Genomic DNA, 26,152 nt, shown 5'->3' on the forward strand with positions numbered 1-26,152 from the left:
GCGCCTGGCGGATCCTCCTCCGGGCGACCGGCGGTGATTCTTCGTTACCTTACCTAATCTTTGACGTGTCCTTTACGCGATACCCACATTGTGAAACCCCTGTTCGGGCCTGTCCTGAGGACCCTCGACCCCTGCCGGATCAACGCGGCCGGTCCTGCGCCTATGGTTGCTCTCAGCATTCCCAGGACCACCCTGCCCCTCGAAGGACAGCGATGCCCGCCAACGAAACCGCCCCTTCCGCCAAGAAGAAGGGACGACGCGCCCGTCTGATCGTGCTCGTTCTGGTCCTGGGGCTCCTCGCGGGCTTCGGGTACGGGACGTACTGGGGGGCGGACACCATCCGCGCCTCGTTCCCGCAGACGAGCGGCACCCTCTCCGTGCCCGGCCTCACCGGGACGGTCGAGGTCAAGCGCGACGCCCACGGGATCCCGCAGCTCTACGCCGACAACGACGACGACCTCTTCCGCGCGCAGGGCTTCGTCCACGCCCAGGACCGCTTCTGGGAGATGGACGTCCGCCGGCACATGACCTCCGGCCGGCTCTCCGAGATGTTCGGCCCCGGCCAGGTCGAGACGGACGCGTTCCTGCGCACCCTCGGCTGGCGCCGCGTCGCCGAGGCCGAGTACGAGACCAAGCTCTCGAACGAGACGAAGAAGTACCTCCAGGCCTACGCCGACGGGGTCAACGCCTACCTCAAGGGCAAGTCCGGCAAGGACCTCTCCGTCGAGCACGCCGCCCTCAAGCTCAGCGACGACTACCGGCCCGAGCAGTGGACCCCTGTCGACTCGGTGGCCTGGCTGAAGGCCATGGCCTGGGACCTGCGCTCCAACATGCAGGACGAGATCGACCGCGCGCTCCTGGCGAACAAGCTCACCCCGCAGCAGATCGAGGAGCTGTACCCGCCCTACCCCTTCGACCGCAACAAGGCGATCGTCGAGGGCGGCCGGATCGAGGGCGGCAGGTACACCCCGCAGGGCGGCGGCACGGGCTCCGGCTCCGCGGGCGGCTCCGGCACCGGTCCGGGCTCCGGTGGCACCGGCACCGGCGGTTCCCGCCCCCAGACGACGCCCGCCTCCCCGGTCTCCACCGGCCCGGCCCCGGCCGCGGACGGCTTCGCCGAGACCGCCGGCGCCCCGGGCGCGAGCGCGGGCCTGCGCACCCGCCTGACCGCGCTGTCGAAGACCCTGGACGAGATCCCCGCGATCCTCGGCCCGAACGGCAGCGGCATCGGCTCGAACTCCTGGGTCGTCTCCGGCAAGTACACGACCACCGGCAAGCCGCTGCTCGCCAACGACCCGCACCTCTCCCCGCAGCTGCCGTCCGTCTGGTACCAGATGGGCCTGCACTGCCGCGCCGTCTCGGCCGCGTGCCAGTACGACGTCTCCGGCTACACCTTCTCCGGCATGCCGGGCGTGGTGATCGGCCACAACAAGGACATCGCCTGGGGCATGACCAACCTCGGCGCCGACGTCACCGACCTCTACCTGGAGCAGGTCAAGCCCGAGGGGTACGTCTACGACAACAAGGTCATCCCCTTCGAGACCCGCGAGGAGGAGATCAGGATCGCGGGCGAGAAGAGCAAGAAGATCACCGTCCGCACCACCAACAACGGACCCCTGATCTCCGACCGCAGCGACGAGCTCGACACCGTCGGCGCCCGCGCCCCCGTGGCCGGCGCCGCCCCCGACCGCGGCAACGGCTACGCCGTCGCCCTGCGCTGGACCGCCCTGGACCCGGGCAAGTCGATGGACGCTGTCTTCAAGCTCAACCGCGCCAAGGACTTCGCGTCCTTCCGGGAGGCCGCCCGCGACTTCGAGGTGCCCTCCCAGAACCTCATCTACGCCGACAGCAAGGGCCGCGAGGGCAACATCGGCTACCAGGCCCCGGGCCGCATCCCGATCCGCGGCGCCGGCGACGGCCGCACCCCCGCCCCCGGGTGGGACTCCAAGTACGCCTGGAAGGGCGGCAAGGACGGCAGCGCGGGCTACATCCCGCAGGACGAGATGCCCTACGACTTCAACCCGGCCCGCGGCTACATCGTCACCGCCAACCAGGCCGTCGTCGAAAGCGGCACCGGCGCGGGCAAGTACCCGTACGCCCTGACGTCCGACTGGGGCTACGGCGCCCGCAGCCAGCGGATCAACGACCTCATCGAGGCGAAGACCAAGGACAACGGCAAGATCTCCACCGACGACATGCGCGCCATGCAGATGGACAACGGCAGCGAGATCGCCGCGCTGCTCACCCCGATGCTGTCGAAGATCGAGATCAACGACCCGGACGTCCGCGCCGCGCAGAAGCTCCTCGACGGCTGGAACTACACGCAGGAGCCCGACTCGGCGGCGGCGGCCTACTTCAACGCCGTCTGGCGCAACATCCTCAAGCTGGCCTTCGCCGACAAGATGCCGAAGGAGCTGCGCATCGAGGGCAGCTGCCTGAACGTCCACGACACCAGCAGCGGCCCCGCCGACGACCTCGCCGAGGTCGTCCGCGAATGCGGCGCCCGCGACGCCGACTCGGCGCAGCCCGACGGCGGCGACCGCTGGTTCGAGGTGGTGCGCCGCCTCGTCAAGGACGAGAAGTCGACCTGGTGGCACTCGCCGGCCGTCCGCAACAAGCCCGCGGCGACCACCCGCGACCAGCTCTTCGCCCGCGCCATGGTCGACGCCCGCTGGGAGCTGACCGCCAAGCTCGGCAAGGACCAGTCCACCTGGAGCTGGGGCCGCCTGCACCAGCTGAACCTGAAGAACCAGACGATCGGCACCGAGGGCCCCGGCTTCATGCGGTGGCTCCTCAACCGCGGCCCGTGGAACCTCGGCGGCGGCGAGGCCACCGTCAACGCGACCGGCTGGAACGCCTCCGGCGGCTACGGGGTCACCTGGGTCCCGTCGATGCGCATGGTCGTGAACCTCCACGACCTCGACAAGTCCCGCTGGATCAACCTCACCGGTGCCTCGGGCCACGCCTACCACGGCAACTACACGGACCAGACGACGCTCTGGGCCAAGGGAGAGCTGCTCGACTGGCCCTTCGGCAAGGAGGCCGTGGACCGGGCGACGGTGGAGACCCTCACGCTGAAGCCGTGAACCTGACCACCCCCGAGGGGGTGGCCACCGCCTGGACGGGGTGGTCGTGCGGTTCCTCCGGGACCCGCGCGACCACCTCGCCGTCGTAGAGGAGCACCACCAGCGCCGGATGCGCGCCCGCCCGCTCCAGCCGCGCCAGCACCCGGTCGTACGAGCCCCCGCCGCGCCCGAGGCGCATGCCGCGGCGGTCCACGGCCAGGCCCGGCAGCAGCACCGCGTCGGCGCCGGCGACCGCCTCGGGGCCGAGCCGCGGGCCGGCCGGCTCCAGCAGCGCCATGAACCCCGGCCGGACGCTCTCGGCGAGGGAGCCGGGGCCCTCGTACACCGCCCAGTCCAGGTCGTTGTCGGGGAGCAGGACGGGCAGCAGCACCCGCTTCCCGGCCGCGCGGAGCGCGTCGAGGAGGTCCCGAGTGCCCGGCTCGCTGCCGATCGAGACGTACGCCGCCACGGTGCGGGCCCCGGCGAGTTCGGGCAGGGCGAGGGCGGAGCGGGACAGTGCGCGCGCCGCGCCGGCCAGGGCCTCGGGGGGCAGGGCGCGGCGGGCGGCCAGCAGGGTGCGGCGCAGCAGCGCCTTTTCGGACGGGTTCGACGCGTTCGGCGGGTTCTCAACCACAGCGGTCTCAGTTATCCCTTCAAATCGACTCAGACCATGACGTAATTGCCGGAATCCAAGCTGGGGCCACGACATCACCCACTATGGTTCTGCCCATGACTCAGTTGCACCCCGTGATCAAAAAGGCAGTCATCCCTGCCGCGGGCCTCGGCACCCGCTTCCTTCCGGCGACGAAGGCGACGCCCAAGGAAATGCTCCCGGTCGTGGACAAGCCGGCCATCCAGTACGTCGTCGAGGAGGCCGTCTCAGCCGGCCTGGACGACGTGCTCATGATCACAGGACGTAACAAGCGCGCCCTCGAAGACCACTTCGACCGCAACTACGAACTGGAGTCCGCCCTCACCGCCAAGGGCGACGACGACCGGCTGAAGAAGGTGCAGGAGTCCAGCGACCTGGCGACGATGCACTACGTCCGCCAGGGCGACCCCCGCGGCCTCGGCCACGCCGTCCTGTGCGCCGAGCCGCACGTCGGCGACGAGCCCTTCGCCGTCCTCCTCGGCGACGACCTGATCGACCCCCGCGACCCGCTGCTGCGCCGGATGACCGAGGTCCACGCGCGCACCGGCGGCACCGTCGTCGCCCTCATGGAGGTCGACCCGGCCAGCGTCCACCTGTACGGCTGCGCGGCCGTCGAACCGACGGACGAGGCGGACGTCGTCCGCGTCACCGGCCTCGTCGAGAAGCCGGACCCGGCCGAGGCGCCCAGCAACTACGCCGTCATCGGACGCTATGTCCTCAACCCCGCGATCTTCGACATACTGCGGGAGACCGAGCCGGGCCGCGGCGGGGAGATCCAGCTCACCGACGGCCTGCAGAAGCTGGCCGCCGACGAGACCGTCGGCGGCCCGGTGCACGGCGTGGTCTTCCGGGGCCGCCGCTACGACACCGGGGACCGCGGCGACTACCTGCGGGCCATCGTCCGCCTCGCGTGCGAGCGCGAGGACCTGGGCCCCGAGTTCCGCACCTGGCTTCACCGTTACGTCACGGAGGAGATGTAGCACCTTGAGCAGCCCTGACGCGTCGCAGCAGGACGCCGGCAGCAGCCGGCTGTGGTCGGTGGACGAGCACCTCGCTGACATCCTCGCGGCCGTCCGGCCGCTGGAGCCGATCGAGCTCCAACTGCTCGACGCACAGGGCTGCGTCCTCGTCGAGGACGTCACCGTGCCCGTCGCGCTCCCGCCCTTCGACAACAGCTCGATGGACGGGTACGCGGTCCGCACCGCCGACGTGCAGGGTGCCAGCGAGGAGTTCCCCGCGGTGCTCACCGTCATCGGGGACGTCGCGGCCGGCAGCGGCGAGCTGCCCGCCGTCGGCCCCGGCCAGGCCGCCCGGATCATGACCGGGGCCCCGCTGCCGCCCGGCGCGGAGGCCGTCGTCCCCGTCGAGTGGACCGACGGCGGTACCGGCGCCGGGGCGGCCGCCGCGATGGCCCCGGCGAGCGCCGCCCCCGAGGGCGCGGGCGGCGAGGTGCGGGTGCACCGGCCGGCGCAGGCGCGGGCGCACGTCCGCGCGCGCGGCAGCGACGTCCGGGCCGGCGACCTGGCCCTGGCCGCGGGCACCGTCCTCGGGCCGCCGCAGATCGCGCTGCTCGCGGCCATCGGGCGGGGCACCGTACGGGTGCGGCCGCGGCCCCGCGTGGTCGTCATGTCCACCGGCAGCGAACTCGTCCAGCCGGGGGAGGCGCTCACCTCCGGGTCGATCTACGACTCCAACAGCTTCGCGCTGGCCGCCGCCGCCCGGGACGCCGGCGCCATCGCCTACCGGGTCGGGGCCGTCGCCGACGACGCCGAGACCCTGAGGGCGGCCATCGAGGACCAGCTGGTCCGGGCCGACCTGCTGGTCACCACCGGAGGCGTCAGCGTCGGCGCGTACGACGTCGTCAAGGAGGCGCTGTCCTCGGCCGGCGCGGCCGACGGCGGGGCGGACGCCGGGCGGGTCGAGTTCCGGAAGATCGCCATGCAGCCGGGCAAGCCGCAGGGCTTCGGCACCATCGGCCCCGACCACACCCCGCTGCTGGCCCTCCCCGGCAACCCCGTGTCCTCGTACGTCTCCTTCGAGCTGTTCGTCCGGCCCGCCATCCGCACCCTGATGGGCCTGCCGGACGTCGGCCGGCCCGTGGTGCGGGCCCGGCTGGACGCCGACAAGGCCCTCACCTCGCCGGCCGGGCGCCGCCAGTTCCTGCGCGGCGCCCACCGCCCCGAGGCCGGCACCGTCAGCCCCGTCGGCGGCTCCGGGTCGCACCTGATCGCCGCGCTGGCGCACGCCGACGCGCTGATGGTCGTACCGGAGGACGTCACTTCGGTGGAGCCGGGCGCCGAGCTCGACGTGGTGCTGCTCGGCTGACGCCCGCGCACCCCGCACCCCCGCCCCGGAGCGGCCGCGCGGCGGCGGGTGCGGGTAGCGTGTTGCACCACACAGGCCCCCTCGGGGCCCGGGAGCGGGAGCGGCACGGACCCATGAACACGCAGGACAGGCTGACGCACATCGACGAGGCCGGAGCGGCCCGGATGGTGGACGTCTCGGAGAAGGACGTCACGACGCGGACGGCGCGCGCCAGCGGGCGCGTCCTCGTCTCCCCGCAGGTGGTCGGGCTGCTGCGCGGGGAGGGCGTGCCCAAGGGCGACGCCCTCGCCACCGCGCGGATCGCCGGGATCATGGGGGCGAAGAAGACGCCCGACCTGATCCCGCTCTGCCACCCGCTGGCCGTCTCGGGCGTGAAGGTGGAGCTGTCGGTCGCCGACGACGCCGTGGAGATCCTCGCGACGGTGAAGACGGCCGACCGGACGGGCGTGGAGATGGAGGCGCTGACGGCCGTCGCGGTCGCCGGGCTGACCGTCGTCGACATGGTCAAGGCGGTCGACAAGGGCGCCGTCATCACCGACGTCCGCGTCGAGGAGAAGACGGGCGGCAAGTCGGGCGACTGGAGGCGCGCGTGAGCGCCCCGCGCGGCGGCGACGCGTACAGCCACAGCCACAGCCACGGCGGGGACGCGGGTGGCGGCGGCGCCGTGCCCGTCCCGCCGGCCGCGGGCGGGGCCTGGGCGGCGGCCCCCGGCAGCGGCGCCGCGGCCCCGCGAGGGCTCGTGGTGACGGCCTCCAACCGGGCCTCCGCCGGCGTGTACGCGGACAAGGGCGGCCCGCTGCTGGCGGAGGGGCTGCGGGGCCTCGGCTTCGCCGTCGACGGCCCGCGGGTCGTCCCCGACGGGGGCCCCGTCGAGGAGGCGCTGCGCGAGGGCGTCGCCGCGGGGTACGACGTCATCCTCACCACCGGCGGCACCGGCATCTCGCCGACCGACCGCACGCCGGACGCCACCGCCCGCGTACTGGACTACGAGGTGCCGGGCATCCCGCAGGCCATCCGGGCCGAGGGCCTCGCGAAGGTGCCGACGGCGGCCCTCTCCCGCGGCCTCGCGGGCGTCGCCGGCCGCACCCTGATCGTGAACCTGCCCGGCTCGACGGGCGGCGTCCGGGACGGCCTCGCCGTCCTCTCCCGGATCCTGCCGCACGCCGTGGACCAGCTCCGCGGCGGCGACCACCCCCGGCCGTCGGGGAGCCCGAGCTGAACGGCCCCACCTGGCCGGTGGTGCTGACCGACGGCGGCGTCACGCTGCGGCCGATACGGCAGCGGGACCACAGCGCCTGGCGTGAGGTCAACCGCCGCAACCGGGAATGGCTGCGGCCCTGGGAGGCGACGATCCCGCCGCGCGCGCCGTGGGGGCCGGTCGTCGAGCGGCCCACGTACCGGCAGATGGTCCGCCACCTGCGGGCCGAGGCGAACGCGGGCCGGATGCTGCCGTTCGTCGTCGAGTACGAGGGGCGGCTCGTCGGGCAGCTGACGGTCGCCGGGATCACCTGGGGCTCCATGTGCGCGGGCCACGTCGGCTACTGGGTGGACCGCGAGGTAGCCGGGCGGGGCGTCATGCCCACGGCGGTCGCGCTCGCGGTGGACCACTGCTTCCGCAGGGTCGGCCTGCACCGCATCGAGGTGTGCATCCGCCCCGAGAACGGCCCGAGCCGGCGCGTCGTCGAGAAGCTCGGCTTCCGGGAGGAGGGGCTGCGGCCCCGCTACCTGCACATCGACGGCGCGTGGCGCGACCACCTGGTGTACGCGCTCACGGCGGAGGAGATCCCGGAGGGCCTTCTGGCCCGCTGGCACCGCACGCGGGGACAGCGGAACGGGACGGGGGCGGGCCCGGCGGCGCCGTAAAGCAACGCCGCTGTAATTCGAATATACGTTCGAATTAATACCCTCTCGGAACCGGTTCGCCCATATCCTGATCCGAAGAGTCGCAAAAAAAGTCGGTGATATCAGCCAGTTCGTGCGACACACCGGTCCAATTGGCGGATTCCCCCGCCCGCGTCCCTCTACCGTGTGGGGTGTGAGCAGCAGCGGCCTCATCTACGCAGTCATCGTGGGGGCCTGGGCCGCCTACTTGGTGCCCATGTGGCTCCGGAGGCAGGACGAGCTGAACGAGGCCCGTCCGACGGAACGCTTCTCCACTGCCATCCGGCTGCTTTCCGGCCGGGCGGGAATGGAGCGCCGTTACGCCAAGGGGCTGCGTGAACGCGGTGGCCAGGAGGCGGAGCCCCAGTACCACGCGGATCCGGACGCCGCGACGGAAACGGTGAATTCCGTGGACGCCGACGCCCGGGCCCTCGGCATGTCCCCGACCAGGACCGAGCCGCGGTCGGCCGCGGCCGAGCGGCACCGGCGCGAACAGCGCCTCCAGGTGCTCGCCCGCCGCCGCCGCACCACCGCGCTGCTCTTCCTCGTCTTCACCCTCGGCGCGATCGTCGCCGCCGTCGGCGGCGTCGCCTACCTCTGGGCGCCGGCCGGGCCGGCGATCCTGCTCAGCGCGTACATCGCGTACCTGCGCGCCCAGGAGCGCCGGCGCTACGAGTTCACGATGGACCGGCGGCGCGCCGAGGCCGCGGCCCGGCAGCTGCGCGAGAGCCGCCAGCGCCGCCGCGAGCCCGAGGAGCCCCCCGGCGCCGACCCCGAGCCCGCCCCGCCCGTCTCCCCGCAGGAGGCGGGCCGTCGCGCGCTCGTCGAGCAGACCGACCACGCCGAGTGGGTGGACCAGCAGCGCGAGCGGGAGCGCGGGCCCGCCCGCGGCGAGAGCTGGGAGCCGGTCCCCGTGCCGCTGCCGACGTACGTGACGGCCCCCGTCGCCCCCCGCGCCACCGGCCCGGCCGCCCCGGACGCCTGGAGCGCGACCCGCTCCAGCACCGCCGAGCCGACGGACCCCCGCCTGCGCGCCCAGCCGGCCGCACCCAAGCCCGAACCGGCCGCCCCGCACCCCCCGCGCCCCCGCGGCCGCACCCCCCTGTTCGACCAGTACGAAAGCGACGACCGCCCCCGCGCCGCCAACGAATGACACCCGCAGGGCCGCCGCCGGGAACGGATTTTGGTGCTGCGACGCGGGGATGCTAATGTTTCACACGTCGCAAGGGCCTGTGGCGCAGTCTGGTAGCGCACCTCGTTCGCATCGAGGGGGTCTGGGGTTCAAATCCCCACAGGTCCACAAACGACAGTCCGCGAGTAGCTCTCGCGAACGTCAGGGAATCCCGCCCGATCGAAAGATCGGGCGGGATTTCGGCGTTTCCGGGGGGTGTTCGAGGTGGTGTCCGATTGCTCGGCCTGTCGCAGTCACTCTCCAAGCGTCGGCCGGAGGGGATTGCCGAGGGTGGCTCGCATGGACGCGGCGCTTCCGACCGTCCGTGGGCATGACGGAGCGCGGCCCGCGGTGCCGGTTTCAGATGCGGGTGTCGATCTTCGGCGTTCTCGGCGGCGGCGGCAGGCCGGCCTGGGGTGCGTCTGTCAGCAGTGGTAGCCGGTGGGGGTTTGGAGGAGGGATACGAAGACCCACACCATGGCCGCAGTGCCGATCACGCCGGCTGTGAGGGCGGTTGTGGGGCTTCGGCGCGCTGTGTGGCCGAGGAGGAATCCCCACCATGCCGTGGCCGCAGTCGCGAGGAGGGCTCCGTAGAGGGTCAGCGCGAGACCGTTGGCCGCGCCGTTCAGCCCGGCGTCGCACGCCCGCCAGGCGGCTGCCAGCAGTACCGAACCGAGCGCGCCGGTGGCCATACCGGCTGCCGGGGCGGCCACACAGCCCCATCCGGCTTGTGCGGCTCGTGCGTTGTGGTGGGGGCGTTCGTTCATTCGTGGCTCCGGTGTGCCTGCTCGTTGCGAGGGGTTCTGGGGAGTGTGTCCAGGGCGGGCGGCGTTTGCTGATGGGTTGTGGGGTGGGAGGGGGTGGCGGGGGCTGGGCTAGGGTGGGCTCGATTTGGTGTTCGCATGCTTGCGTTCGCAGACAGGGAGTTGTGTGCACGGCTGACGGCACGCTGCCTGAGCCCGATCGGCTGCCGTCGTCGCCGGATCGGGAAGGCCGGCGCGTGTTCTCCACGGGCGACCAGACGATCGCGACCGGGCGCGTCCCCGCGGAAGGGAAGTGACCGATGGGCCGGCGCAGGGTGCGGGTGGCGGCAGGGGTGGCGGCGCTGGCCGCTGTGGCCGGGCTGCTCACCGGGTGCGGTTCCGATGTGTTCGAGCGGTGCGTCCCGGAGGCCGCGGACACGGCGGGTGCGGCGCAGCTGGCGGGGACGTTCGACGGTGAGCTGGAGGCGAAGGGCGTCCGTCTGACGCTGGCCCTCACCCCGGGGACGGCCCATGGCGGCAGCTTCACCGTGGAGAACTGGCCCACTGGGGACAGCTCCTTCCACGCCCATCTCGGCAAGGCCTTCAGCGGGTCCGGTACCTGGGTGGTGGACCCGGCGGGGCACGGATGGGACCGGACCACGCTCCTCCTGGACTTCGCCGAACCGGAGGGCATCATGCGGGGCGACACCCTCGACAGGCTCTCCATCGGCATCGACGCCAAGCGCACCTTCGTCTACGACGACCCGGACCCGGACGTCTGCCCGGACTTCCGGCTCCGGCTCCGGGGCTAGGGGCCGCCCGCCCGGACGTCGGGCGGGCGGGCATGCGGGCGTCAGGAGAGGGGCTTGGCCATGCAGCGGCTGGAGTCGTACTCGCGGTAGTAGCCGAACTTGGCCGTCATCGCGTACCCCTCCGAGAGGTAGAGGGCGATCGCCTCGGGCTGCTTGTCGCCGGTCTCCAGCACCATGCGGGTGCGGCCGGCGGCGCGGGCGTCGGCCTCCAGCTCCGCGAGGAGGCGGCGGGCCAGGCCGAGGCCGCGGGCGCTCGGGACGACGTACATGCGCTTCAGCTCGGCGTCGCCGTCCGAGTAGCCCTCCGGGTTCTCGTCCTGGCGGCGCCAGCCGCCGCTGGCGACCGGGGTGCCCGAGGCGTCGTACGCCAAGAGGTACAGGCCGTTCGGCGGGGCGAACATCGCCGGGTCCAGGTGTGTGGCGTCGCCCTCGCCCTGGTAGCGCTCCTGGTACTCGAGCTGGACCTCGTCGTTGAGTTTCACCGCGTCCGGGTGGTCGTACGGCACGGTGCGGATCTCTATCCCGTGAGACATCCGGACATCGTACGGAACGGTCGGGCTATGGTGCTGGGATGCTGACCGTGACCTCCGTGAACGTGAATGGGATCCGCGCCGCCGCCAAGAAGGGGTTCTCCCCGTGGCTGGCCGGGTCGGACGCCGACGTCGTGTGCCTGCAGGAGGTCCGCGCGGAGGAGGAGCAGATCCCGCTGGAGGTCCGCAGGCCCGAGGGATGGCACACGGTCTTCGCGCCGGCCGCCGCGAAGGGGCGGGCCGGGGTCGCGCTGTACACGCGGCGGGAGCCGGAGCGGGTGCAGGTCGGCTTCGGCAGCACCGAGTTCGACGCGTCGGGGCGCTACCTGGAGGCCGACCTGCCGGGGGTGACCGTCGCGAGCCTGTACCTGCCCTCGGGGGAGGCGGGGACGGAGAGGCAGGACGAGAAGTACCGGTTCATGGAGGCGTTCCTGCCCTACCTGGCCGAGCTGAGGGAGCGGGCCTCGGCGGACGGGCGGGAGGTCGTCGTGTGCGGCGACTGGAACATCTGCCACCGCGAGGCCGACCTGAAGAACTGGCGGACCAACCGCAAGAGCGCCGGCTTCCTGCCCGAGGAGCGGGAGTGGCTCGGCAAGGTGTACGCGGAGGCCGGGTACGTGGACGTGGTGCGCGCGCTGCACCCGGACGCGGAGGGCCCGTACTCCTGGTGGTCCTACCGCGGCCGGGCCTTCGACAACGACGCCGGGTGGCGCATCGACCTCCAGGTCGCCACGCCGGGCCTGGCGGACCGGGCCGTGAAGGCGTGGGTGGAGCGGGCCGAGACGCACCCGGAGCGGTGGTCCGACCACGCGCCGGTGACGGTGGTCTACGGGCTCGGCGCCGTCTGAGCCCGAGGGGGCTCGTCCTCGCCCGCCGCCTCCGCCGGGCCCGTCCCCGCCTGCCCCGTCCCCGCCCGCAGGCGGTCCATCGCCATGGACAGCTCCGCCTCGACCACGCTCTTCGCGAGCGGCCGCAGCCGCGTGACCGCGTCGGGATCGTCCGGCAGGTGCTCCGCGACCAGCCCGGCGAACAGCGCGGCCAGGGCGTCGGCGTGCCCCCGCACCCGGCGGCCCGTCTCCAGGACCGCGGCGAGCGGGACGCCCTCGCGGACCAGGGCCGAGGAGACGTCGAGGAGGCGGCGGCTGACGTGCACGATCTCGTCGCCGTCGGTGGCGACGTAGCCGAGGTCGAGGGAGGCCGCCAGGTTCTCCGGGGTGACCTCGCCCTCGAAGTAGTCGGCCAGCGCCTCCGGGGTGAGCCGGACCGGGGTCTCCTCCGACCAGCCGATGCCGAGCAGCTCGCCGAGCTGGCCGACGTCCCGCCCCCGCTCGAACGCGGCCGTCAGCTCGGCGATCCCGCCGAGGGTGTGCCCGCGCTCCAGCAGGGCGGCGATGGTGCGCAGCCGGGCCAGGTGGTGGTCGTCGTACCAGGCGATGCGGCCCTCGCGGCGCGGCGGCGGCAGGAGCTTGCGCTCGCGGTAGAAGCGCAGGGTGCGGACGGGGATGCCGGCGGCCTCGGCCAGTTCCTCCGTACGGTATTCGCGCAACGTCGTCCCCGCTTCCGTGTCTGCCACGGCCGAAGCCTATGGCGTACCGGCGGTAACTTTCCGGGTGCGACCCCTACCCCTCGGTACGGTCCTGCTCTACCCTCCCGATTGTGCCAGTGATTGCTGGCAGGGTGGCGCGACGGTGCGGCGGCTGGGAGGCGGCATGGGCGAGCACGTGCGGGTGGCGGTCATCGGGGCGGGCTTCGGCGGGCTGGGCGCCGCCGTACGGCTGCGCCGCGAGGGGATCACGGACTTCACCGTCCTGGAACGGGCCGACTCCGTCGGCGGGACCTGGCGGGACAACAGCTACCCCGGCTGCGCCTGCGACGTCCCCTCGCACCTGTACTCGTTCTCCTTCGCACCCAACCCCGACTGGCCGCGCACCTTCTCCGGGCAGCCCCACATCCGGGCCTACCTGGAGCGCGTCGCCGACACCTTCGGGCTGCGCCCCCACATCCGGCTGCGCCACGAGGTACAGGCGATGCGCTGGGACGCCGAGCGGCTGCACTGGGCGATCGAGACCTCCGGCGGCGCCCTCACCGCCGACGTCGTCGTCTCCGCGACCGGCCCGCTCTCCGAGCCGAAGCTGCCGGAGGTGCCCGGCCTCGCCGGGTTCCCCGGGAAGGTCTTCCACTCCGCGCGCTGGGACCACGACTACGACCTGCGCGGCAAGCGCGTCGCGGTCGTAGGCACCGGCGCCTCCGCCATCCAGATCGTCCCGGCCATCGCCCCCGACGTGCAGCGGCTGACCCTCTTCCAGCGCACCCCGCCGTGGGTGATGCCCCGCACCGACCGCGCCATCACCGCCGCCGAGCGCTGGCTGCACCGGCAGCTGCCGTTCACGCGGGCGGCCCGCCGCGGGCTGCTGTGGGGCATCCGGGAACTCCAGGTAGGCGCGTTCACCAAGCACCCGAACAGGCTGGGCCTGATCGAGGCCCTCGCCAAGGCCAACATCGCGCGCTCCGTCAAGGACCCGGAGCTGGTGGCGAAGCTGACGCCCTCCTACCGGATCGGCTGCAAGCGGATCCTGCTCTCCAGCGACTACTACCCGGCGCTCGCCCGGCCGCACGTCGACCTCGTCGCCTCCGGGCTGAAGGAGGTCCGCGGCAGCGTCCTCGTCGCCGCCGACGGCACCGAGGCCGAGGCCGACGCCATCGTCTTCGGCACCGGCTTCCACGTCACCGACATGCCGATCGCCGACCGGGTCGTGGGCGCGGAGGGGCGCACCCTCGCCGACCACTGGAAGGACGGGATGCAGGCGCTGCGCGGCGCGACCGCGGCCGGCTTCCCCAACTGGATGACGATCATCGGGCCCAACACGGGCCTCGGCAACAGCTCGATGATCCTGATGATCGAGTCGCAGCTGAACTACATGGCGGACTACCTGCGACAGCTGGACGTCCTCGGCGGCCGGGCCGCCCTCGCCGCCCGCCCCTCGGCCGTGGGCCGCTGGAACCGGCAGGTCCAGGCGCGCATGGAGCGGACGGTGTGGAACACCGGCGGCTGCACCAGCTGGTACCTGGACGCGCAGGGCCGCAACACCACCGTCTGGCCGGGCACGACCGGCGAGTTCCGCCGGCTGACGCAGACCGTCGACATGGCCGAGTACGAGGTCCTCCGCGCCCGGGGCGGCACGCACGGGCACACCGACGCCCAGGCCGGCGCGGCCGCCGCGGAAGAGGCCGCCGCATGAGCCGGCTGACGCACGCCGCCACGGGCCGGTACGCGCCGCCCGCCGCCCGCCGCGAACTGGTCGCCGTATCCGCCGACGGGGCCCGGCTGCACGTCGAGGAGCACGGAGACCCGGACGCCCCGCCGGTCGTCCTCGCCCACGGCTGGACCTGCTCCACCGCCTTCTGGGCCGCCCCGATCCGGGACCTCGCCGCCGACCACCGGGTCATCGCCTACGACCAGCGCGGCCACGGCCGCACCCCCGCCACCGCCCGCTACTCCGCCGACGCCCTCGCCGACGACCTCGCGGCCGTCCTGCGCGCCGCCCTCGCCCCCGGCGAGCGAGCCGTCCTCGCCGGGCACTCCATGGGCGGTATGACGATCATGGCGGCGGCGGGCCGGCCGGAACTCGACGAGCACGCCGCGGCCGTGCTGCTGTGCAGCACGGGCAGCTCCCGCCTGGCCGCCGAGGCCCGCGTCGTACCCCTGCGCCCCGGACGCCTGCGGACCAGGCTGACCCGCGCCCTCCTCGGCTCCCGCGCCCCGCTCGGCCCCGTCACCCCGCCGGCCCGGCAGGTGCTCAAGTACGCGACGATGGGCCCCGGCACCGCGCCCGACAAGGTGGAGGCGTGCGCCCGTGTCGTGCACGCCTGTCCCACCGCCGTCCGGCACGGCTGGTCCCGGGTCCTCGCCGAACTCGACGTGGACGCGCAGCTGGCCGAGCTGACCGCGCCCACCGCCGTCCTCTGCGGCACCGCCGACCGGCTCTCGCCGGTCGTGCACGCCCGCAGGCTCGCCGCCGCGCTGCCCCGCTGCGTCGGCCTGACCGAACTGGCCGGCATGGGGCACATGACCCCGGTCGAAGCCCCCGAGGCCGTGGCGGGCGCGGTGCGCGACCTGGCCCGCCGCCATCTCGCCCGCCCGCAGGAAACCCGGCAGCAGCAGGAGGAGAGGACGCCGTGAGCGCGCACAGGAACCTTCAGGGACAGGTCGCCGTCGTCACCGGCGCGGCCCGCGGCGTCGGCGAGCTGCTCGCCCGCAAGCTGTCCGCGCGCGGCGCGCGGGTGGCGCTGGTCGGCCTGGAGCCGGAGGCCCTCAAGGAGGTGTCCGCGCGGCTGCACACCGACAGCGCCCACTGGCACGCCGACGTCACCGACCACGAGGCCATGGCCGGCGTCGCCCGCGAGGTCCGGGAGCGCTTCGGCCGGGCCGACATCGTCGTCGCCAACGCCGGCGTGGCAGCGGGAGGGCCCTTCGCCGACTCCGACCCCGACGCCTGGCGCCGGGTCATCGAGGTCAACCTGGTCGGCTCCGCCGTCACCGCGCGGGCCTTCCTGCCCCTGCTCACCGACAGCCGGGGCTACTTCCTCCAGATCGCCTCCCTCGCCGCGATCACCCCGGCCCCCATGATGAGCGCGTACTGCGCCTCCAAGTCGGGGGTGGAGGCGTTCGCGCACTGCCTCCGCGCCGAAGTCGCCCACAAGGGCGTCCGGGTGGGCGTCGGCTACCTGTCGTGGACCGACACCGACATGGTGCGCGGCGCCGACCGCGACGGCGTCATGCGCGAACTGCGGCAGCGGCTGCCCTGGCCCGCGAACCGCACCTACCCGCTGGGCCCGGCCGTCGACCGGATCGTCGCGGGCATCGAGCGCCGCTCGGCGCACGTGTACGCGCAGTGGTGGCTGCGCGGCATGCAGGGCGTACGCGGCCACCTGCCCGCGCTGATCGCGGCCGGCGGGCAGCGGGAGGTGCGGCGGTTCGAGCCGCGCCTGGCCGGGGTGTCCAAGGGGCTGGTCGGCGAGGGCGGGGCCGCCGACGAGCGGGAGCGCACCCGCGCCGCCGACACGCCCTGACGGCTGCCGGGCGGGCCCCCCGCCCCGGGGCCCGCCCGCCGGAACCCGGGCGCTACCGCGGCGGCAGCTTCGGCCGGCGCAGGTCCGGTACGTCCGTGTAGCCCGGGGGGACCGCGGCCGGTTCCGCCTCCAGCAGCTCCAGCGCCAGGTGCACCGCGTCCGCCAGCTGGGCGTGCCGGCCCTCCGCCCAGTCCAGCGGCGTCCGCAGGATCGCGAAGTCCGGCTCCACGCCGTGGTTCTCGACCGACCAGCCGTGCTCCTCGAACCAGGCGGCGTTCATCGGGACCGTGATGACCGTGCCGTCGCCGAGGACGTGCCGGCCGGTCATGCCGACGACGCCGCCCCAGGTCCGCTGCCCCACCACCGGGCCCAGCCCGAGCAGCTTGAACGCCGCCGTGATCATGTCGCCGTCCGAGGAGGTCGCCTCGTCGGCCAGCGCGACGATCGGGCCGCGGGGCGCGTTGGAGGCGTAGCTGACGGCCTGGGCGTCGCGGGTCAGGTCCCAGCCGAGGATGGAGCGGGTCAGCTTCTCGACGACCAGCTCGCTGATGTGCCCGCCCGCGTTGCCCCGTACGTCCACGATCAGCGCGGGCCGGGACATCTCCATCCGCAGGTCGCGGTTGAACTGCGCCCAGCCCGAGCCGCCCATGTCGGGGATGTGCAGGTAGCCGCAGCGGCCGCCGCTGATCTCGCGGACCACCGCCCGCCGCTTGGACACCCAGTCCTGGTAGCGCAGCGGCCGCTCGTCGACCAGCGGGACCACCGCCACCCGGCGGGCGGGGCCCTCGCCCTCGGCCGGATCGAAGGTCAGCTCGACGGTGGTGCCGCCGGCCGCCGCCAGCAGCGGGTACGGCCCGGCCACGGGGTCCACGGGCCGGCCGTCCACGTGCGTGAGGACGGCGCCCTCCCGGATGCCGGTGCCGGCCAGCGGGGAGCGGGCCTTGGAGTCGGAGGACTCGCCGGGCAGGATCCGCTTGACGACCCACTTCCCGTCGCGGCAGACCAGGTTGGCGCCGAGCAGGCCGATGGGGCGCTGGTAGTGCGGGGGGCCCTCGTTGCGGCGGGAGGGGGAGACGTAGGCGTGGGAGGTGCCCAGCTCGCCGAGGACCTCGCGCAGCAGGTCGGCGAACTCGTCGGGGGAGGCGACCCGTTCGACGAGTGGCCGGTACTGGTCGAGGATCCCGTCCCAGTCGATGCCGCACATCTTCGGGTCCCAGAAGTAGGCGCGGATCAGCCGCCCGGCCTCCTCGTAGGCCTGCCGCCACTCGGCGGGCGGGTCCACCTCGTGCAGGATGCGCCGCAGGTCGAGGTAGACGGTGGAGTCGCCGTCGCCGGACTCGGTGGCGGGGACGGCCCGCAGGTCGCCGTCGTCGTTGAGGACGAGCCGGGTGCCGTCGCCGCTGACCGCGAACCAGTCCAGCCCGGAGGCCAGTTCGGTCTTGCGGGCCTTCGTGATGTCGAAGTGCTCCAGGGTCGGCTTTCCGCTGGTGTCGGCCGGGTTGGCGAACGTCTCGCCGAGGGCGCCCGAGATCGGCCAGCGCAGCCACACCAGCCCGCCGCCGCTGACCGGCTGCAGGGCCGAGTACTTCGACGCCGACACCGGGAACGGCGTGACCCGGCTCTCCAGCCCCTCCACCTCCACGGTCACCGAGCCGTCGCCTTCGCCGGACTCGCCCTCCACCGGGTCGAGTCCGCCCGCCGCGGGCCGCCCGTCGGGGGTGAACGCGAACGGCGAGGGGGTCGCCGAGGACAGCGGGACCAGGTAGGGCCGGCAGCCCAGCGGGAACGACAGGTCGCCGGTGTGCACGTCGTAGACCGGGTCGAAGCCGCGCCACGACAGGAAGGCCAGGTAGCGGCCGTCGCGGGTGAAGACGGGGTGGTCGTCCTCGAAGCGGCCGTTCGTCACGTCCACGACGGTCCGCGGCTCCGGGCCGGAGATGCGGGCCATCCTGATCTGCCGCAGCGACCGTCCGATGCCCGGGTGCGACCAGGCCAGCCACGCCCCGTCCGGGGAGAACGCCAGGTCGGTGACGGGCCCGTTGACCGACGCGACCAGCTCGGTGACCTCGCCGGCGGAGTCCTCCGCTGCGTCGAGGAGCAGCAGCCGGCCGTCGTGCGAGGCGATGGCGAGGCGCTCCCCGTCCGGGTCGGCCACCAGCTCCAGTACGCGCCCCAGCTTCCCGGAGGCCAGCCGGCGCGGCTCCCGGTCGCCCGAGGCGCGCGGCAGGTAGGCGATCTCGACGGCGTCCTCGCCCTCGGCGTCCGTGACGTACGCGACCTGGCCGCCGGTGCCGAGCATCTCCGGCAGCCGCACCCGCACCCCCGGCGTGTCGGCGATCGTACGGGCCGGGCCGTCGCGGTGCGTGAGCCAGTACAGGCTGCCGCGGACGACGACGGCGCTGGCCCGCCCGGTCGTGTCGACGGACAGCGAGTCGACGTGGTGGGCGGCCGACACCTGGTGCGTGCGCCGGCCCGCCCGCGGGCCGCCGAGGCGGACCTGGAGCTTCCGCGGCACGCCCTCGGGGCCGAAGTCCTCGACGAGCCACAGCTCTCCGGCGCACTGGTAGACGACGCGCGAGCCGTCGCTGGAGGCGTGGCGGGCGTAGAACTCGTCGTGGTCGGTGTGCCGGCGCAGGTCGGTGCCGTCGGGCAGGCATGAGTAGAGGTTGCCGATGCCCTCGTGGTCGGAGAGGAAGGCGATGCGGCCGCCGACGAACACGGGCGCGTCGAGGTGCCCCCCGAGATCCTCCAGCAGCCGCTTGCCGTGCAGCCAGAGCCGGCCGGTGGCGCCGCCGCGGTAGCGCTTCCAGGCGGCGGGCTCGTGCGGGGGCTTGCCCGTCAGCAGCAGGGTGCGCCGCTCGACGGAGCCGTCCGCTGCGGGCTCGTCGTGCACGGCGATGTCGGACACCGGGCCCCAGGGCAGCCGGCCGCCGGGGGAGCCGTCGGTGGGCAGGCTGTACGCCCACGCGTAGTGGGAGAAGGGCTGGCCGTGCGAGGAGACGGCGAGGATGTCGCTGCGGCCGTCCTTGTCGGGCGGTGTCCAGCCGCACACCCGGGTGTCGGTGGCGCCCCAGTGGCTGAGCCGGCGGGCCGGCCCGCCCTCGACGGGTGCGAGGTGCACCTCCGGGTCCAGGCTGCGCCAGGTGGTGAAGGCGATGTGGCGGCCGTCGGGGGAGAAGCGCGGGTGGCCGATGCGGGTGCGGTCCACCGTGATCCGCCAGGCCCGGCCGGGGGAGGCGCCGTCGGGGACGAGCGGGGCCACCCAGAGGTCGTCCTCGGCGGCGAAGCACAGGAGGTCGTCGTGGAGGTGGGGGAAGCGGAGGTACGCGACGTCGTGGCTCACCCCCCAATGCTTTCCGCGCCCAGGGGGCCCGGCAACTCGTACAGGTGATCCAGGCCACGGCGTAAGCGAAACGGAACGGTTTCGTTTCGCTCGCCGGACGGGTATCGTCTTCCGTGAACGGAACGGTCTCGCCCGACGGGAGGTGCCCTGCGATGTCCGACGAGGTGTCGACGCGGCGCAGCCGCATCACCCCCGAGCGCGAGGCCGAACTCCACGGGGCGGTCCTGGACCTGCTCCGCGAGGTCGGGTACGAGGCGCTGACCATGGACGCCGTCGCCGCCCGCACCAAGTCCAGCAAGGCGACCCTCTACCGCCAGTGGGGGAGCAAGCCGGAGCTGGTCGCCCGGGCCCTTCGCTGCACCCAGCCGGTCCCCCTCGGGGAGATCGACACGGGCAGCCTGCGCGGGGACTTCGGGCTCATGGTCCAGCACTCCGACGACGCGCAGATGGCCAAGGACACCGCCCTGCTGCGGGGCCTGGCCCACGCCGTCCACGAGAGCCCGGAGCTCCACAAGGCGCTGCGGGACCTGCTGGTCGAACCGGAGCTCAACGGCATGCAGCTGATGCTGCAGCGGGCCGTCGAGCGGGGCGAGGTCTCCCCGGACTGCCCCGCCCTCGGGTTCGTGCCCCACGTCATCGTGGGCGCGTTCATCGCGCTCCCGCTGATCGAGGACCGTCCCGTCGACCGGGCCTTCCTCGCAGAGTTCATCGACGCCGTGGTGTTCCCCGCCCTCGGCGTCTGAGCCGCCGCGCGGGACCCGACCGGGATCCCGTACGGCAGACAACCGCACAGGTCCACCGCGCGGCGCCCGTCGCGCACGATCCACCGCACGCACAGATCCACCGACGCACGCACAGATCCACCGCACCAGATCCACGCTGCTCCTGACACGCCGCTCTCGTCGTCGGGCCGGCTCTCCACGCCCTGATCCACCCGGATCCATCCCACGACTCGAACGGGAGAACCACCCCAGTGGCCACCTTCCTCTACCGACTCGGCAGGGGCGCCTTCAGGCGCCGCGGTCTCGTCGCCCTCATATGGGTGGCGCTGCTGTTCGCCGCCGGCTTCGGCGCGGCATCGGCGTCCGCCCCCACCTCCGGCTCCTTCTCGATGCCCGGTACGGAGGCCCAGAAGGCCTTCGACCTGCTCGACGAGAAGTTCCCGGGCATGGCCGCCGACGGCGCGTCCGCCCGGATCGTCGTCAAGGCGCCGCAGGGCGCCAAGATCACCGACGAGGCGAACAAGGCGCAGGTCCAGAAGATCGTCTCCGGCGTCCAGGAGGGCCCGGGCAAGGCCCAGGTCGCCTCGGTCGCCGACCCCTTCCAGGTGCAGGCCGTCAGCCGGGACGGCTCCACCGCGTACGTGAGCGTCAAGTACACCGTCAGCGGCATGGAGCTGAGGGACGAGACCCGCGAGGCGCTCACCGGGTCCGGTGACGCCGCGAAGAAGGCCGGGCTGACCGTCGAGATCGGCGGCGACGCCCTGATGGCGGCCCCCGAGACGGGCTCGGGCGAGGTCATCGGCATCCTGGTCGCGGCCGTCGTCCTGGTCATCACCTTCGGCTCGCTGGTCGCGGCCGGGCTGCCGCTGCTGACCGCGCTGATCGGCGTCGGCATCGGCGTCTCCACCATCACCGCGCTCGCGAACGTGCTGGACCTCGGCACCACCACCTCGACCCTCGCGATGATGATCGGCCTGGCCGTCGGCATCGACTACGCCCTCTTCATCGTCTCCCGCTACCGCGTGGAGCTCGCCGAGGGCCACGAGCGGGACGAGGCCGCGGGCCGCGCCGCCGGAACCGCCGGCTCCGCGGTCGTCTTCGCCGGCCTCACCGTGGTGATCGCCCTGGTGGGCCTGGCCGTCGTCAACATCCCGATGCTGACGAAGATGGGCCTCGCGGCCGCCGGCACCGTCGTCATCGCCGTCCTCGTCGCCCTGACGCTCGTCCCGGCCATCCTGGGCTTCGTCGGCCGCAAGGTGCTCCCGGCGGGGACGAAGAGCCGGCTGTTCGGCAGCGGCCGGCCCGCCGGCGCCGAGCCCAAGGCCAACGTCGGCACCCGGTGGGCGAGCTTCGTGCTGCGCCGCCCCGTCGCCGTCCTGCTCCTCGGTGTGGTCGGCCTCGGCGCGATCGCCGTTCCCGCGGGCAGCCTGGAGATGGGTCTGCCCGACGACGGCTCCCAGCCGGTCTCCACCACCCAGCGCAGGGCTTACGACCTGCTGTCCGAGGGGTTCGGACCCGGCTTCAACGGCCCGCTGATGGTCGTCGTCGACGGCGACAGGAAGCTGGCCGACGCCGCCGAGGCGCGGATCAAGGGCATGGAGGGCGTGGCCGTGGTCACCCCGCCCGCGCCCAACGAGGCGGGCGACGCCGCGGTGATCACCGTCATCCCGAAGGACAGGCCGTCCTCCGCCGCGACCGAGGACCTCGTCCGCGAGATCCGCGACACCAGCGGCGACGAGGTGCTCGTCACCGGCGCCACCGCGATGAACATCGACTTCTCGCAGAAGATGGACGAGGCGCTGCTGCCCTACCTGGCGCTTGTCGTCGGCCTCGCCTTCCTGCTGCTGACGGTGGTCTTCCGTTCGATCCTGGTCCCGCTCAAGGCGGCCCTCGGCTTCCTGCTGTCGGTCGTGGCCGCCCTCGGCGCGGTCGTCGCGGTCTTCCAGTGGGGCTGGCTGGGCTCGCTGTTCGGGGTCGAGCAGACCGGCCCGATCATGAGCATGATGCCGATCTTCATGGTGGGCGTCGTCTTCGGCCTGGCCATGGACTACGAGGTGTTCCTCGTCACCCGCATGCGCGAGGCGTACGTGCACGGCGAGCGGCCCGGCCAGGCCATCGTGACCGGCTTCAAGTACAGCGCGCGGGTCGTCGTCGCGGCGGCCGTCATCATGATCGCGGTGTTCGCGGGCTTCATCGGCTCCAGCGAGCAGATGGTCAAGATGATCGGCTTCGGCCTGGCCGTCGCCGTCTTCTTCGACGCGTTCGTGGTCCGCATGGCGATCGTCCCGGCGGTGCTGGCGCTGCTCGGCCACCGGGCGTGGGCACTGCCGGGCTGGCTGGACCGGATCCTGCCGAACGTGGACGTCGAGGGCGAGAGCCTGCGCAAGCACCTGGCAGGCGAGGGCTCCGGCGAGGGGCCGGGCAAGGGCAAGGACCGCGAGCTGGTCGGCGCCTGACGCGCTGGCGCCGGGGTGCCGTGGCGCCCCGGCGCCCCTGCGGTCCGGCCCCGCACCCGCTCCTGACGGCGGGTGCGGGGCCGGGCCGTTCCGCGTGTCCGGCGGGCGGGTCCGGGCCCGGCGGCGCCCGTTACGCCGGACGGGTGGCGGCGGGGGCGGAGGCGGCGGCGCGGCGCAGGAAGCGGCGCAGCGCGGCGATGTCGAACTGGATCACGGCGACCCCGTCGGGGGAGTGGAGCTCGACCACGGCCTGGACCCGGCCGCAGGGCCAGACGCGCACGTCGCCGGTGCCGGTGGGGGCCTGGAGCCCGGACTCCAGCAGGGCCCGCGGGAGGACCCACTCGTTGTCGGTGCCCTCGGGGGAGAGGCCCGCGGGGAAGACGATCCGTACGGCGAGCGGCTCCGCGGGGGCGTACCGCAGCGCGACGGGGATCTTCCGGTAGAGCGGATCGTCGCTGATCACGCGGGCGATGACGCGGTCCTCGACGGCCGGGACCACGGCGGTGGCGGGCGCGACTGCGGCGAGCGCGGCGGTGGCGGCCCCTGCTGCGGGCCCGGTCGGATTCTCGGCGGTCGGCGACATCGACAAGACTCCTCGAATCGGAACATATAAGTCCGTATTGCCCCCAGCCTCGCACATTCCCACGAAAGCGCGAGGCGCTTTTTGTGACCTCCCCGCTCTTGCCCATCATTTGCAGGTGGGCTCATTCTTGAGTGGATAAAGATTTTGTCAGCTCAAGGACGGCAGGAAGCGGAGCCCCCATGCACGTGCCCGACGGATTCATCGACGCCCCCGTGTCCGCGGCCGCCGGTGTCCTCGCCGCCGGCGCGGTCGCCGTCAGCCTCCGCGGCGCCCGCCGGGAACTCGACGAGCGCACCGCACCGCTCGCCGGACTCGTCGCCGCGTTCGTCTTCGCCGTCCAGATGCTGAACTTCCCCGTCGCGGCCGGCACCAGCGGACACCTCCTCGGCGGGGCGCTCGCCGCGATCCTCGTCGGCCCGTACACCGGCGTGCTGTGCATCTCGGTGGTCCTGCTGATGCAGGGCGTCCTCTTCGCCGACGGCGGCCTCACCGCCCTCGGCGTCAACATCACCGTGATGGGCGTGGTCACCGTGATCACCGCCCACCTGGTCTTCCGGGGCCTGCTCGCCGTGCTGCCCCGGGGCCGCGGCTCCGCCCTCGCGGCCGCCTTCGCGGGCGCGCTCGTCTCCGTGCCCGCCTCCGCGGCCGCGTTCACCCTGCTGTACGCCGTCGGCGGCACCACCGACGTGCCCGTCGGCAAGGTGCTCGCCGCCATGCTCGGCGTCCACGTCCTGATCGGCATCGGCGAGGCCGCCATCACCGCCGCGACCGTCGGCGCCGTCCTCGCCGTCCGCCCCGACCTGGTGCACGGCGTCAAGGGCCTCGCCGCCCCGCTGAAGCTCCGCGTCGGCGGCGAACTCGTCGACGCCCCGGCCGCCGAGGCGCCCGCCGCCGGGCCCGCCCGCTCCGGCCGCGCCGTGTGGGCCGCCGGCCTGGCCGCAGCCCTCGTCCTCGCCGGCTTCGTCTCCTTCTACGCCTCCGCCAGCCCCGACGGCCTGGAGAAGGTCGCCGCCGACCAGGGCATCGACGCCAAGGCCGACGAGTACGAGCACGCCACCGCCGGCTCCCCCCTCGCCGACTACGGCGTCAAGGACGTCGACGACGAACGCCTCTCCGTCGGCCTCGCGGGCGTCATCGGCGTCGGCGCGACCGTCGCCGTCGGCACCGGCGTCTTCTGGGCGGCCCGCAGCCGACGCGCCGCCTCCGCGCGCCCCGCCGCCGACCCCGAAACCTCGGCGGTCTGACATGGGGGCGGGCCACGCCCACCGGCTCCACCTGGAGCGCACCTCGCCGGTCCACGCGCTGCCGCCGCACTGCAAGATCGTCGCGGCGTTCGCGTTCGTCCTGGTCGTCGTGTCCACCCCGCGCGAGGCGGTGTGGGCCTTCGGCCTGTACGCCCTCCTCCTCGCCGCCGTCGCCGCCGCGGCCCGCATCCCGCCCGGGTTCGTGCTGCGGCGGATGCTGGTCGAGGTGCCGTTCGTCGCGTTCGCCGTCCTCATGCCGTTCGTCGCGGAAGGCGAGCGCGTCGAGGTGCTCGGCATGTCCCTGTCCGTGTCCGGGCTGTGGGGCGCCTGGAACGTCCTCGCCAAGGGCACCCTCGGAGTCGCCGCCTCCGTCCTGCTCGCCGCCACCACCGAGCTGCGCGCCCTGCTGCTCGGCCTCCAGCGGCTGAAGCTGCCCCCGCTCCTCGTCCAGATCGCCACCTTCATGATCCGCTACGGGGATGTCATCGCCGACGAGCTGCGCCGGATGTCCATCGCCCGCCGCTCGCGCGGCTTCGAGGCGCGCGGCATCCGGCACTGGGGCGTCCTCGCCAAGACCGCCGGCGCGCTGTTCATCCGCTCCTACGAACGCGGCGAACGCGTCCACCTCGCGATGGTCAGCCGCGGCTACACCGGCTCCATGCCGGTCATCGACGACGTCACGGCCACCCGCACCCAATGGGCCCGCGCGGCCGTGCTCCCGACGGCGGCCCTCGCCGTCTGCCTGATCGGATGGACGCTTTGACCACCCCTGCCACCGCCACGCCCGCCCCCGCCGCCCCCTCGCTGGAGGTCTCCGGCCTCGCCTACGCCTACCCCGACGGCCACCAGGCCCTCTTCGGCGTCGACCTGACCGTCGGCCGGGGCGAGCGCGTCGCCCTCCTCGGACCCAACGGCGCGGGCAAGACCACCCTCGTCCTCCACCTCAACGGCATCCTCGGCGGCGGCGTCGGCACCGTCCGCGTCGCCGGGCTGCCCGTCGCCAAGCAGCACCTCGCCGAGATCCGCCGCCGCGTCGGCATCGTCTTCCAGGACCCCGACGACCAGCTGTTCATGCCGACCGTCCGGGAGGACGTCGCCTTCGGGCCGGCCGCCGCCGGCATGCGCGGCGCCGACCTGGAGGAACGCGTCCGCGAGGCGCTGGAGCGCGTCGGCATGGCCGGCTTCGCCGACCGGCCCCCGCACCACCTCTCCTTCGGGCAGCGCCGCCGCGTCGCCGTCGCCACGGTCCTCGCGATGCGGCCGGAGATCCTCGTCCTGGACGAGCCCTCCTCCAACCTCGACCCGGCCTCCCGCCGCGAGCTCGCCGACATCCTGCGCTCCCTCGACGTCACCGTCCTCATGGTCACCCACGACCTGCCCTACGCCCTGGAGCTGTGCCCCCGCTCGGTGGTCCTCAGCGAGGGCGTCATCGCCGCCGACGGCCCCACACAGGAGCTGCTCTGCGACGAGGAGCTGATGCGCGCCCACCGCCTGGAGCTGCCCTTCGGGTTCGACCCGCGGTCGGTGCGGGTGGCACAGTCGCGGGCATAAGCAG

The 26,152-nt window shown here is 73.7% G+C and carries 23 protein-coding genes and 1 tRNA gene; 18 read left to right on the plus strand and 6 right to left on the minus strand.

Features of this window, described 5'->3' with window-relative positions:
• The first annotated feature begins 212 nt into the window (after positions 1–212).
• Entirely contained in the window at positions 213–3,086 is a 2,874-nt protein-coding gene (locus tag ACZ462_RS17495; RefSeq protein ID WP_467803308.1) for a penicillin acylase family protein, read from the plus strand.
• Here the strand turns inward: ACZ462_RS17495 and ACZ462_RS17500 are convergent.
• Positions 3,070–3,699, minus strand: coding sequence for a 5-formyltetrahydrofolate cyclo-ligase (locus ACZ462_RS17500; protein ID WP_467803306.1), 630 nt, complete (start codon positions 3,697–3,699; stop codon positions 3,070–3,072). The genes ACZ462_RS17495 and ACZ462_RS17500 overlap by 17 nt on opposite strands.
• 95 nt (positions 3,700–3,794) lie before the next feature.
• On the opposite strand from ACZ462_RS17500, the gene galU reads away from it, so the two are divergent.
• The 7 genes from galU (at position 3,795) to ACZ462_RS17535 (ending at position 9,223) form a co-directional block, all read left to right on the plus strand.
• Positions 3,795–4,697: a UTP--glucose-1-phosphate uridylyltransferase GalU gene (galU, locus tag ACZ462_RS17505; RefSeq protein WP_467803304.1), complete on the plus strand. Its 903-nt coding sequence runs from the start codon at positions 3,795–3,797 to the stop codon at positions 4,695–4,697.
• Positions 4,698–4,701: 4 nt separating this feature from the next.
• Positions 4,702–6,042: a molybdotransferase-like divisome protein Glp gene (glp, locus tag ACZ462_RS17510; RefSeq protein WP_467803303.1), complete on the plus strand. Its 1,341-nt coding sequence runs from the start codon at positions 4,702–4,704 to the stop codon at positions 6,040–6,042.
• 113 nt (positions 6,043–6,155) lie between these two features.
• Positions 6,156–6,635, plus strand: a complete 480-nt coding sequence (moaC, locus tag ACZ462_RS17515; RefSeq protein ID WP_114057896.1) for a cyclic pyranopterin monophosphate synthase MoaC — start codon at positions 6,156–6,158, stop codon at positions 6,633–6,635.
• A gap of 146 nt (positions 6,636–6,781) precedes the next feature.
• Complete coding sequence (locus tag ACZ462_RS17520; RefSeq protein WP_467803601.1) at positions 6,782–7,261, plus strand: MogA/MoaB family molybdenum cofactor biosynthesis protein; 480 nt, start codon at positions 6,782–6,784, stop codon at positions 7,259–7,261.
• A gap of 17 nt (positions 7,262–7,278) precedes the next feature.
• Positions 7,279–7,905: a GNAT family N-acetyltransferase gene (locus ACZ462_RS17525; RefSeq protein ID WP_467803302.1), complete on the plus strand. Its 627-nt coding sequence runs from the start codon at positions 7,279–7,281 to the stop codon at positions 7,903–7,905.
• Positions 7,906–8,077: 172 nt separating this feature from the next.
• Positions 8,078–9,076 carry a divisome protein SepX/GlpR gene (gene sepX / locus ACZ462_RS17530; protein ID WP_467803301.1) on the plus strand — a complete coding sequence of 333 codons (999 nt, stop codon included), beginning with the start codon at positions 8,078–8,080 and terminating at the stop codon, positions 9,074–9,076.
• A gap of 73 nt (positions 9,077–9,149) precedes the next feature.
• Positions 9,150–9,223 (plus strand) — tRNA-Ala (locus tag ACZ462_RS17535).
• A gap of 296 nt (positions 9,224–9,519) precedes the next feature.
• On the opposite strand, the gene ACZ462_RS17540 is transcribed toward ACZ462_RS17535, so the two are convergent.
• Positions 9,520–9,861 (minus strand): hypothetical protein, encoded by a 342-nt coding sequence (locus tag ACZ462_RS17540; RefSeq protein WP_467803300.1) that lies wholly within the window; start codon positions 9,859–9,861, stop codon positions 9,520–9,522.
• Positions 9,862–10,157: 296 nt separating this feature from the next.
• Here ACZ462_RS17540 and ACZ462_RS17545 point away from each other — a divergent pair, with 296 nt between their 5' ends.
• Positions 10,158–10,649: a hypothetical protein gene (locus ACZ462_RS17545; RefSeq protein WP_467803299.1), complete on the plus strand. Its 492-nt coding sequence runs from the start codon at positions 10,158–10,160 to the stop codon at positions 10,647–10,649.
• A gap of 41 nt (positions 10,650–10,690) precedes the next feature.
• Here ACZ462_RS17545 and ACZ462_RS17550 read toward each other — a convergent pair whose 3' ends face one another.
• Positions 10,691–11,182 carry a GNAT family N-acetyltransferase gene (locus ACZ462_RS17550; RefSeq protein ID WP_467803298.1) on the minus strand — a complete coding sequence of 164 codons (492 nt, stop codon included), beginning with the start codon at positions 11,180–11,182 and terminating at the stop codon, positions 10,691–10,693.
• Between the two features lie 38 nt (positions 11,183–11,220).
• Between ACZ462_RS17550 and ACZ462_RS17555 the strand changes: the two genes are divergently transcribed.
• Positions 11,221–12,027, plus strand: coding sequence for an exodeoxyribonuclease III (locus ACZ462_RS17555; RefSeq protein WP_467803297.1), 807 nt, complete (start codon positions 11,221–11,223; stop codon positions 12,025–12,027).
• Here the strand turns inward: ACZ462_RS17555 and ACZ462_RS17560 are convergent.
• Complete coding sequence (locus ACZ462_RS17560; protein WP_467803295.1) at positions 12,006–12,752, minus strand: MerR family transcriptional regulator; 747 nt, start codon at positions 12,750–12,752, stop codon at positions 12,006–12,008. The genes ACZ462_RS17555 and ACZ462_RS17560 overlap by 22 nt on opposite strands.
• A 136-nt stretch (positions 12,753–12,888) precedes the next feature.
• Here ACZ462_RS17560 and ACZ462_RS17565 point away from each other — a divergent pair, with 136 nt between their 5' ends.
• From ACZ462_RS17565 to ACZ462_RS17575, 3 genes are read left to right on the plus strand one after another with little or no spacing between them, the layout of a single operon-like run.
• A complete protein-coding gene (locus tag ACZ462_RS17565) occupies positions 12,889–14,418 on the plus strand; it encodes a flavin-containing monooxygenase (protein ID WP_467803293.1) in 1,530 nt (509 codons plus the stop codon).
• Positions 14,415–15,359: an alpha/beta fold hydrolase gene (locus ACZ462_RS17570; protein ID WP_467803291.1), complete on the plus strand. Its 945-nt coding sequence runs from the start codon at positions 14,415–14,417 to the stop codon at positions 15,357–15,359. The genes ACZ462_RS17565 and ACZ462_RS17570 overlap by 4 nt, the downstream gene beginning before the upstream one ends.
• Positions 15,356–16,249: an SDR family oxidoreductase gene (locus ACZ462_RS17575; RefSeq protein WP_467803290.1), complete on the plus strand. Its 894-nt coding sequence runs from the start codon at positions 15,356–15,358 to the stop codon at positions 16,247–16,249. The genes ACZ462_RS17570 and ACZ462_RS17575 overlap by 4 nt, the downstream gene beginning before the upstream one ends.
• A gap of 52 nt (positions 16,250–16,301) precedes the next feature.
• On the opposite strand, the gene ACZ462_RS17580 is transcribed toward ACZ462_RS17575, so the two are convergent.
• Positions 16,302–19,592, minus strand: coding sequence for a S41 family peptidase (locus tag ACZ462_RS17580; protein ID WP_467803289.1), 3,291 nt, complete (start codon positions 19,590–19,592; stop codon positions 16,302–16,304).
• A 152-nt stretch (positions 19,593–19,744) separates the two neighbouring features.
• Here ACZ462_RS17580 and ACZ462_RS17585 point away from each other — a divergent pair, with 152 nt between their 5' ends.
• Together ACZ462_RS17585 and ACZ462_RS17590 are read left to right on the plus strand one after the other, a co-directional pair.
• Entirely contained in the window at positions 19,745–20,335 is a 591-nt protein-coding gene (locus ACZ462_RS17585) for a TetR/AcrR family transcriptional regulator (protein ID WP_467803287.1), read from the plus strand.
• 230 nt (positions 20,336–20,565) lie between these two features.
• Positions 20,566–22,770, plus strand: a complete 2,205-nt coding sequence (locus ACZ462_RS17590; RefSeq protein ID WP_467803286.1) for an MMPL family transporter — start codon at positions 20,566–20,568, stop codon at positions 22,768–22,770.
• Positions 22,771–22,900: 130 nt separating this feature from the next.
• Here the strand turns inward: ACZ462_RS17590 and ACZ462_RS17595 are convergent, their stop codons facing one another.
• Positions 22,901–23,353 carry an SsgA family sporulation/cell division regulator gene (locus ACZ462_RS17595; protein ID WP_467803285.1) on the minus strand — a complete coding sequence of 151 codons (453 nt, stop codon included), beginning with the start codon at positions 23,351–23,353 and terminating at the stop codon, positions 22,901–22,903.
• Between the two features lie 179 nt (positions 23,354–23,532).
• Here ACZ462_RS17595 and ACZ462_RS17600 point away from each other — a divergent pair, with 179 nt between their 5' ends.
• Genes ACZ462_RS17600 through ACZ462_RS17610 form a run of 3 tightly spaced genes read left to right on the plus strand, consistent with a single transcriptional unit; the run spans position 23,533 to position 26,148 of the window.
• Positions 23,533–24,597, plus strand: a complete 1,065-nt coding sequence (locus tag ACZ462_RS17600; protein WP_467803284.1) for an energy-coupling factor ABC transporter permease — start codon at positions 23,533–23,535, stop codon at positions 24,595–24,597.
• Position 24,598: 1 nt separating this feature from the next.
• A complete protein-coding gene (gene cbiQ / locus ACZ462_RS17605) occupies positions 24,599–25,360 on the plus strand; it encodes a cobalt ECF transporter T component CbiQ (RefSeq protein ID WP_467803283.1) in 762 nt (253 codons plus the stop codon).
• Complete coding sequence (locus ACZ462_RS17610) at positions 25,348–26,148, plus strand: energy-coupling factor ABC transporter ATP-binding protein (RefSeq protein ID WP_467803282.1); 801 nt, start codon at positions 25,348–25,350, stop codon at positions 26,146–26,148. Before cbiQ ends, ACZ462_RS17610 begins: the two co-directional genes overlap by 13 nt.
• Positions 26,149–26,152 lie beyond the last annotated feature (4 nt).

The organism is Streptomyces sp. NPDC031121 (assembly GCF_055570615.1).